Source organism: Desertihabitans aurantiacus, assembly GCF_003344635.1.
GTDB lineage: Bacteria > Actinomycetota > Actinomycetes > Propionibacteriales > Propionibacteriaceae > Desertihabitans > Desertihabitans aurantiacus.
Map to the genome: position 1 here is coordinate 1 of NZ_QPKK01000228.1, position 6,276 is coordinate 6,276.

Consider the following 6,276-nt stretch of genomic DNA (forward strand, 5'->3'; position numbering starts at 1 on the left):
GACGCCGTCGAGGGTGAGGGCGCCCCGTCCTGGCTGGTGCCGCTGGTCGCGGTGGTGGCCGCGGCCGCGCTGGTCGGCGGCGGCATCCTGGTCTCGCGCCGGCGGCGTCGCGGCGACGCCGGCTGAGCCCTGCGCCGGGCCGCTCCCTCGCGGCCGCGGTGTCGGTTACCCTCCGGTAACAACGGTGTTCGACGGAGAACCGAGGTGACGTGATGAGGACGGCCGCGATCGTGGTGGCCCTGGCCGCGACGGTGCTCGGGACGGCGCTCTTCGTCCGCGCGGTGGCGCGGATCGTCGGCGTGGTCCGCCTCGGCGGGCCGACGCTCGGGCGCACCGACGCGCCGCGGGAGCGCTGGAAGCACCTGCTGGTCGAGACGCTCGGCCACACCCGGATGCTGCAGTGGACCCGGGTGGGCGTCGCGCACTGGTTCGTCTTCGTCGCCTTCGGGGCCCTGTTCCTCACCCTGGTCACCGCCTACGGCCAGCTGTTCGACCCGCGCTTCGCGCTGCCGGTGATCGGGCACTGGGTGGTCTACGAGTGGGCCAGCGAGCTGATCGCCTGGCTCGGGCTGGTCAGCATCCTCGCGCTGATGGTCGTCCGGGCCCGCAACCGCGCCTCGGACCGCTCGTCGCGGTTCTACGGCTCGAACACCTGGCAGGGGGTCTACGTCGAGCTGACCATCGTCGGGATCACCGTCTGCGTGCTGCTGATCCGGGCGCTGGAGTACCAGCTGGTCGGCGGTGTCGTGCACTTCCCGCTGACCTTCTTCCTGCTGCCGGCGGGCCTGCCGACCGGGGCGGTGGAGACCGCCGTGGTGGTGCTGGCCGCGGTGAAGATCCTCATCTCGATGGCCTGGTTCGCCGTGATCGGGCTGGTCACCACGATGGGGGTGGCCTGGCACCGCTTCACCGCCTGGCCCAACATCTGGTTCAAGCGCGAGTCCAGCGGCGCGACCGCGCTGGGGGCGCTGCAGCCGGTCAACGCCGGCGGCACACCGGTCGACTTCGCCGACGTCGACAACTTCGACGAGGACGCCCCGCTCGGCGTCGGTGCGGTCGAGGAGTTCACCTGGAAGGGCCTGCTCGACTTCACCTCCTGCACCGAGTGCGGGCGCTGCCAGAGCCAGTGCCCGGCGTGGGCCACCGGCAAGCCACTCAGCCCCAAGCTGCTCATCACCGGGCTGCGCGACCACGCCCACGCCAAGGCGCCCTACCTGCAGGCCGCCGAGGAGGCCCGCGGGTCGCTGCCCGCGACCGTCCAGGCCGACGCCGCGCGTCCGCTGGTCGGCCCGATCCAGGTCGACGGCGACGGCCACGCCGGCGTGGTCGACCCCGACGTGCTCTGGTCCTGCACCAGCTGCGGCGCCTGCGTCCAGCAGTGCCCGGTCGACATCGAGCACGTCGACCACATCATGGACCTGCGCCGCTTCCAGGTGATGGTCGGCGAGGAGTTCCCCGAGGAGCTCACCGGGCTGTTCAAGGGTCTGGAGGGCCGCGGCAACCCCTGGAACCTCAACGCCAAGGGCCGCCTGGACTGGACCAAGGACCTCGACTTCGAGGTGCCGGTGGTCGGCCGCGACGTCGAGGACCTGTCGGAGGTCGACTACCTCTTCTGGGTGGGCTGCGCCGGCGCCTACGAGGAGCGGGCGAAGCGGACCACCCAGGCCGTGGCCGAGCTGCTGCACACCGCCGGCGTCCGCTTCGCGGTGCTCGGCAAGGGCGAGACCTGCACCGGCGACCCGGCGCGGCGGGCCGGCAACGAGTTCGTCTTCCAGCAGCTGGCGATGCAGAACGCGGAGACGCTCACCGAGGCGGGCGCCACCAAGGTCGTGGCGACCTGTGCGCACTGCCTCAACACGCTGAAGAACGAGTACCCGCAGGTGGGCGTCCAGCTGGAGGTGGTGCACCACACCCAGCTGCTCAACCGGCTGGTGCGCGAGGGCCGGCTCACCCCGGTCGCACCGCCGGCCGGATCGGTGGGCGGGCGCACCATCACCTACCACGACCCCTGCTTCATCGGCCGCCACAACGGCGTCTACGACCCGCCGCGCGAGCTCCTCGAGGTGCTACCCGACGCCACCGTGACCGAGATGCCGCGCAACCGGCAGACCGCGTTCTGCTGCGGGGCCGGCGGGGCGCGGATGTGGATGGAGGAGAAGCTCGGCAGCCGGATCAACGTCGCCCGCACCGAGGAGGCGCTGGCCACCGGTGCCACCACGATCGCCACCGGCTGCCCGTTCTGCCGGGTGATGCTCTCCGACGGCGTCGGCGCGGTGCAGGACCGGGCCGGGCAGGACGGCGGGCCGGACCGGGAGGTCGAGGTGCTCGACGTCGCCCAGCTGCTGCTGGAGTCGGTGCGCCGCGGCGACGCCCGCTCCTGACGCGCGAGCGGCGTCCGAGCGGCGGCCGGGTCGGGTGGGCGAACCCTCGAACCGGTAGGAACGGCCCCGTGACCGCCGCGCCTCCTCCGTCCGCCGGACCCGACCCGGACTACCTCGACCTCGGACCCGGTCCGCGTCCCGAGGCCGAGGCGGAGCTGCTGGCCCGGTTGCGCACCGCCCTGCTCGCCGCCGACCCGATCTCGCAGTCGGATGTCGAGCAGCTGCTCTCCCGGCTGACGGTCGACCTCGACGGGGCCGACGTGGACGCGCTCGTCCTCGACGCCACCGGCCTCGAGCTGGAGCTGCCCTCTCTCGCCGACGCGGCGGCCGACGCGGCCCCGCCCCTCACGGCGGTCATGCAGGACGACGGCCCGACCAACCCCCTCCAGCCGCCCGACCCGTCGGCGGGTCCGGCCTCGGGTGCCACCGCGCTGTCGGGCGAGCCGGACGTCGGTGACGGCCCGCTCCGTGCTCCCGACCTGCCGCCGCATCCGGAGCCGCCCACCGCACCACCGGGAGCGCGGCGGACACCGGCGTCGGTGCGGCGGGCCGTGCTGCAGGCGCGGCCGGTGCACGTGCGCGGCGTGCCGGTGGAGATCGAGGCGGACGCGTCCGACCTGCCCTTCAGCTGGGTCGAGGGGGACGGCCGCTGCGGGGTCGAGGTGGCCGAGCCGGCACCCGGCTGGCGGCTGCGGGGCACCGCCCGCGCCTCGGTGCCCACCCAGGAGCTGGTGGCGGCGGTCCGCGCGGCGGCGGAGGAGGAGCTGGGCCGTCAGGGCGTCCGTCTCACCCGGTTCGAGCTCGAGCTCTCCGGGTCGGGGCGACGGGCGCTGCGGGCACGGGTACGCGCCGCGGTCCGCAAGGGCATCCTCTCCGGCTCCGTCACCGCCTCCGGCACCGCGAGCGTCGACGACGACCTGGTGCTGCACCTGCACGACGTGCGGCTCACCAGCCGGAACCTGCTCCTCGCGGTGGCGCTGCTCGTCCTCCGCGGCCGGATCCGCGCCGCCGTCGGACGGCCCGTCCCGCTCGCCGAGCACCTGCCGCCGTGGGTGCACGTGACCGACCTCCAGGTCGGCGCCGGGTCGACGCTGACCCTCTCGCTGCGCTGCGGGTAGGGCGTCAGCCCCAGCGCACAGGGCCAACCCGAGGGGCAGGGTCACCGATTTCCGCCCACCGCGCCCAGCCACAACGCCCTGAGCCTGTCGAAGGGCGATCAGCCGAGCCGATGCAGCGGCCCACCGGCAGCGTCAGCGCGCTGGAGGCGAGACGCTGCTCCAGCTCGGGCAGCTGCCCTTCGACAAGGCCGGGTGCTGGAGTCGGGGCACTGCGTCGGCTCGGCAGATCGCCCTTCGACAGGCTCAGGGCGCTGAGGGCGAGGCGCTGCGCCCGCGTGGGTGATCGCCCTTCGACAGGCTCAGGGCGCTGGGGGTGGGCGCTGCGTCCGCTCGGGGTCGGGGGTGCTGGGGTCGGGCGGGCGCTACGGTGCGGGCGTGGGTGGGCGACGGGCGGTGCTGCTGCGGGCGGTGAACGTGGGCGGGGCGCAGCTGCCGATGGCCGAGCTGCGGCAGATCGCCACCGACCTGGGCGCGACGGAGGTCGCCACCCACATCGCCTCGGGCAACCTGCTGTGCACCCCACCCGGGGCGGCGGCCGACTTCGACCGGGCGCTGGAGCGGGCCGTGGAGGAACGGTTCGGGTTCTTCCGCGAGGCGATCTCCCGCACGGGCCACGAGCTGCGGGCGGCGCTGGAGGCGTTCCCGTTCGAGGTGCACGAGCGGCGCTTCTGCTACGTCGTCTTCCTGCTCCACCAGCCCGACCCCGACGCGGTCGCGGCCGCCGCCGAGATCGACACCGGAGCGGAGCAGTGGCGGCTCATCGGCCGCGACGTCCACGTCCGTTACGCCGACGGCGCCGGAAGGGCCGACCCGCGGCTGGACCGCGCGCTGCGCCGGCTGCGGACACCGGGCACCGCGCGCAACCTGAACACCGTGGCCAGGCTCGTCGAGCTGCTGGACGCCTGAGGGCCGGCGGGTCAGGCCTCGCGTGCCGCCCGCTCCACCCGCTCCCGGTACTCCGCCCACCAGGCCTCGTCGCCTTCGGGCAGGTTGTCGTTGCCCGCCCGCATCCCCCGCGCCCCGTCGACCAGCTCGCGGACGATGTCGGCGTGACCGGCGTGCCGGTGGGTCTCGGTGGCCACGTGCACCAGCACCTGGTGCAGCGTGACCTCACGGACCTCCGGCGGCCACCACGGCACCTGCCCGACGGCGTCCAGCGGCAGTGACGTCACCGTGGCGTCGGTGTGCTCGGCGACCCGGCGGTAGAGGTCGAGGACGCCGGCGCGGGTCTCCGCCGGCGTCACCCAGAGGTCGGCGTTGGGCTCGGCGTCCTCGTCCATCCACGGCAGCGGCTGCGGGAACGGGCGTCCGAACACCTCACCGAGGTAGCCGGCCTCGACCGAGGCCACGTGCTTCACCAGGCCGAGGAGGTTGGTGCCGGTGGGCGTCAGGGGGCGGCGGACGTCGTACTCGCCGAGACCCTCGAGCTTCCAGACCAGGGCCTCGCGGGCGGCGGACAGGTAGCGCAGCAGCACCTGCGCGTCAGGACTCGTCATGCCCAGCATCCTGGCCGTCGCCACCGACACCACCGTGCTGACGCCACGGTGACTTGCAATGACGCCACTATAGCGTCATATTGGTGCCATGAACATCGACAGCTATCTCGAGTCGGTCCGCCGCGGGGTGCGCAACGCCGCCGCCCTGGCCGACGACCGCACCCAGCAGGTGGCGGACCAGCTCAGCACCGCGCTGGAGTCCACGGTCCGCCTCACCCTCGTCCAGGCCCTGGCCGACGCCGCCACCGAGGTCAGCGCCCAGCTCGCCCCGAGCTCGGTCTCGGTCCGGATGGACGGGGACGAACCGCACTTCGACGTCACCCTGGTCGAGGCCGAGGACGAGCCGGAGGTGATCGCCCCCGAGGAGCCGGTCGCCGAGACGTCGGCGGAGGACGAGGCCACGGCCCGGATCAGCCTCCGGCTGCCGCAGTCGCTCAAGACCCGGGTCGACCAGCTGGCCGACGAGCAGGGCGTCTCCACCAACGTCTGGCTGACCCAGGTCATCACCCGGGCCATCATGCGCGGCGGCCGCCGCGAGCGCTGGGGCGAGGAGCGCGGTGGTCACCGCGGCGGCCCCGTCCCGCCGGTGCCGCCGGTGCCCCCGTTCGGCCCCGACTTCCCCTTCGGTCCGGGATCGCCGTTCGGCGGCCGTGGTCGGGGACGCGGAGGTCGGCGTGGCCCGGGTCCGCGGGGTGGCCGAGGCGGTCCGGAGACCGGTGGGAACGTGCAGGGGTGGGTCCGGTGACGGCGTCCACACCCATCACCCGCACCGTCGAGGCCCCCACCGCCGCCGCGCTGCAGGTGGGGCTGCGGGCCGGGCGGGTCGAGCTCCGTCCGGCTCCGGAGGGCGCCACGGGCATCCGCGGCACCCTCACCGGCGAGGCGGAGGTGGTCGACCAGGTCACCGTCACCACCTCCGGCGACACCCTCGTCGTCGAGCAGCCCGCCCCGCGCGGCTGGCCACCGTCGGAGCTGGTGCAGCGGGTCACGCTCAGCCTGGAGGTCCCGGACGGGGCGCGCCTGCGCTCCACCACCGGCGCGGCCGAGCTGTCCAGCCAGGTCGCGCTGCAGGCCGCCGCCGTGCAGACCGGTGCGGGCGAGGTCCGGCTCGCCCGGGTCGGCGAGCTGGTGCTGCACGCCGGGGCCGCCGACGTCGACGTCGAGGAGCTCACCGGGCCGGGCCGCATCACCACCGGGGCCGGCGCCGTCCGCCTCGGCCGGGTGACCGGCTCGCTCAGCGCCCGCACCGGGGCCGGCGACGTCGAGGTCGACCGGCTGGAG

The 6,276-nt window shown here is 74.6% G+C and carries 6 protein-coding genes; 5 read left to right on the forward strand and 1 reads right to left on the reverse strand.

Going from position 1 to position 6,276, the window contains the following annotated elements:
- Positions 1-212: 212 nt before the first annotated feature.
- From DVA66_RS15675 to DVA66_RS15685, 3 genes are all read left to right on the forward strand, one after another.
- Positions 213-2,381 (forward strand): (Fe-S)-binding protein, encoded by a 2,169-nt coding sequence (locus tag DVA66_RS15675; protein WP_114560922.1) that lies wholly within the window; start codon positions 213-215, stop codon positions 2,379-2,381.
- 68 nt (positions 2,382-2,449) lie between these two features.
- Positions 2,450-3,499 carry a hypothetical protein gene (locus tag DVA66_RS15680; protein WP_114560923.1) on the forward strand — a complete coding sequence of 350 codons (1,050 nt, stop codon included), beginning with the start codon at positions 2,450-2,452 and terminating at the stop codon, positions 3,497-3,499.
- A 375-nt stretch (positions 3,500-3,874) separates the two neighbouring features.
- Positions 3,875-4,405 carry a DUF1697 domain-containing protein gene (locus DVA66_RS15685; RefSeq protein WP_114560924.1) on the forward strand — a complete coding sequence of 177 codons (531 nt, stop codon included), beginning with the start codon at positions 3,875-3,877 and terminating at the stop codon, positions 4,403-4,405.
- 11 nt (positions 4,406-4,416) lie between these two features.
- Here DVA66_RS15685 and DVA66_RS15690 read toward each other — a convergent pair whose 3' ends face one another.
- Positions 4,417-4,995 (reverse strand): DinB family protein, encoded by a 579-nt coding sequence (locus tag DVA66_RS15690; protein WP_114560925.1) that lies wholly within the window; start codon positions 4,993-4,995, stop codon positions 4,417-4,419.
- An 88-nt stretch (positions 4,996-5,083) separates the two neighbouring features.
- Here DVA66_RS15690 and DVA66_RS15695 point away from each other — a divergent pair, with 88 nt between their 5' ends.
- Both DVA66_RS15695 and DVA66_RS15700 read left to right on the forward strand, forming a co-directional pair.
- Complete coding sequence (locus DVA66_RS15695) at positions 5,084-5,740, forward strand: hypothetical protein (protein ID WP_114560926.1); 657 nt, start codon at positions 5,084-5,086, stop codon at positions 5,738-5,740.
- A partial coding sequence (locus tag DVA66_RS15700) for a DUF4097 family beta strand repeat-containing protein (protein WP_198671828.1) occupies positions 5,737-6,276 on the forward strand: 540 nt, incomplete at its 3' end. The genes DVA66_RS15695 and DVA66_RS15700, both read left to right, overlap by 4 nt.

Excerpts from the sequence above, each read along its gene's own strand:
- DVA66_RS15675 (WP_114560922.1), top strand. The coding sequence starts at position 213 with ATGAGGACGGCCGCGATCGTGGTGGCCCTGGCCGCGACGGTGCTCGGG.
- DVA66_RS15690 (WP_114560925.1), bottom strand. The coding sequence starts at position 4,995 with ATGACGAGTCCTGACGCGCAGGTGCTGCTGCGCTACCTGTCCGCCGCC.
- DVA66_RS15695 (WP_114560926.1), top strand. The coding sequence starts at position 5,084 with ATGAACATCGACAGCTATCTCGAGTCGGTCCGCCGCGGGGTGCGCAAC.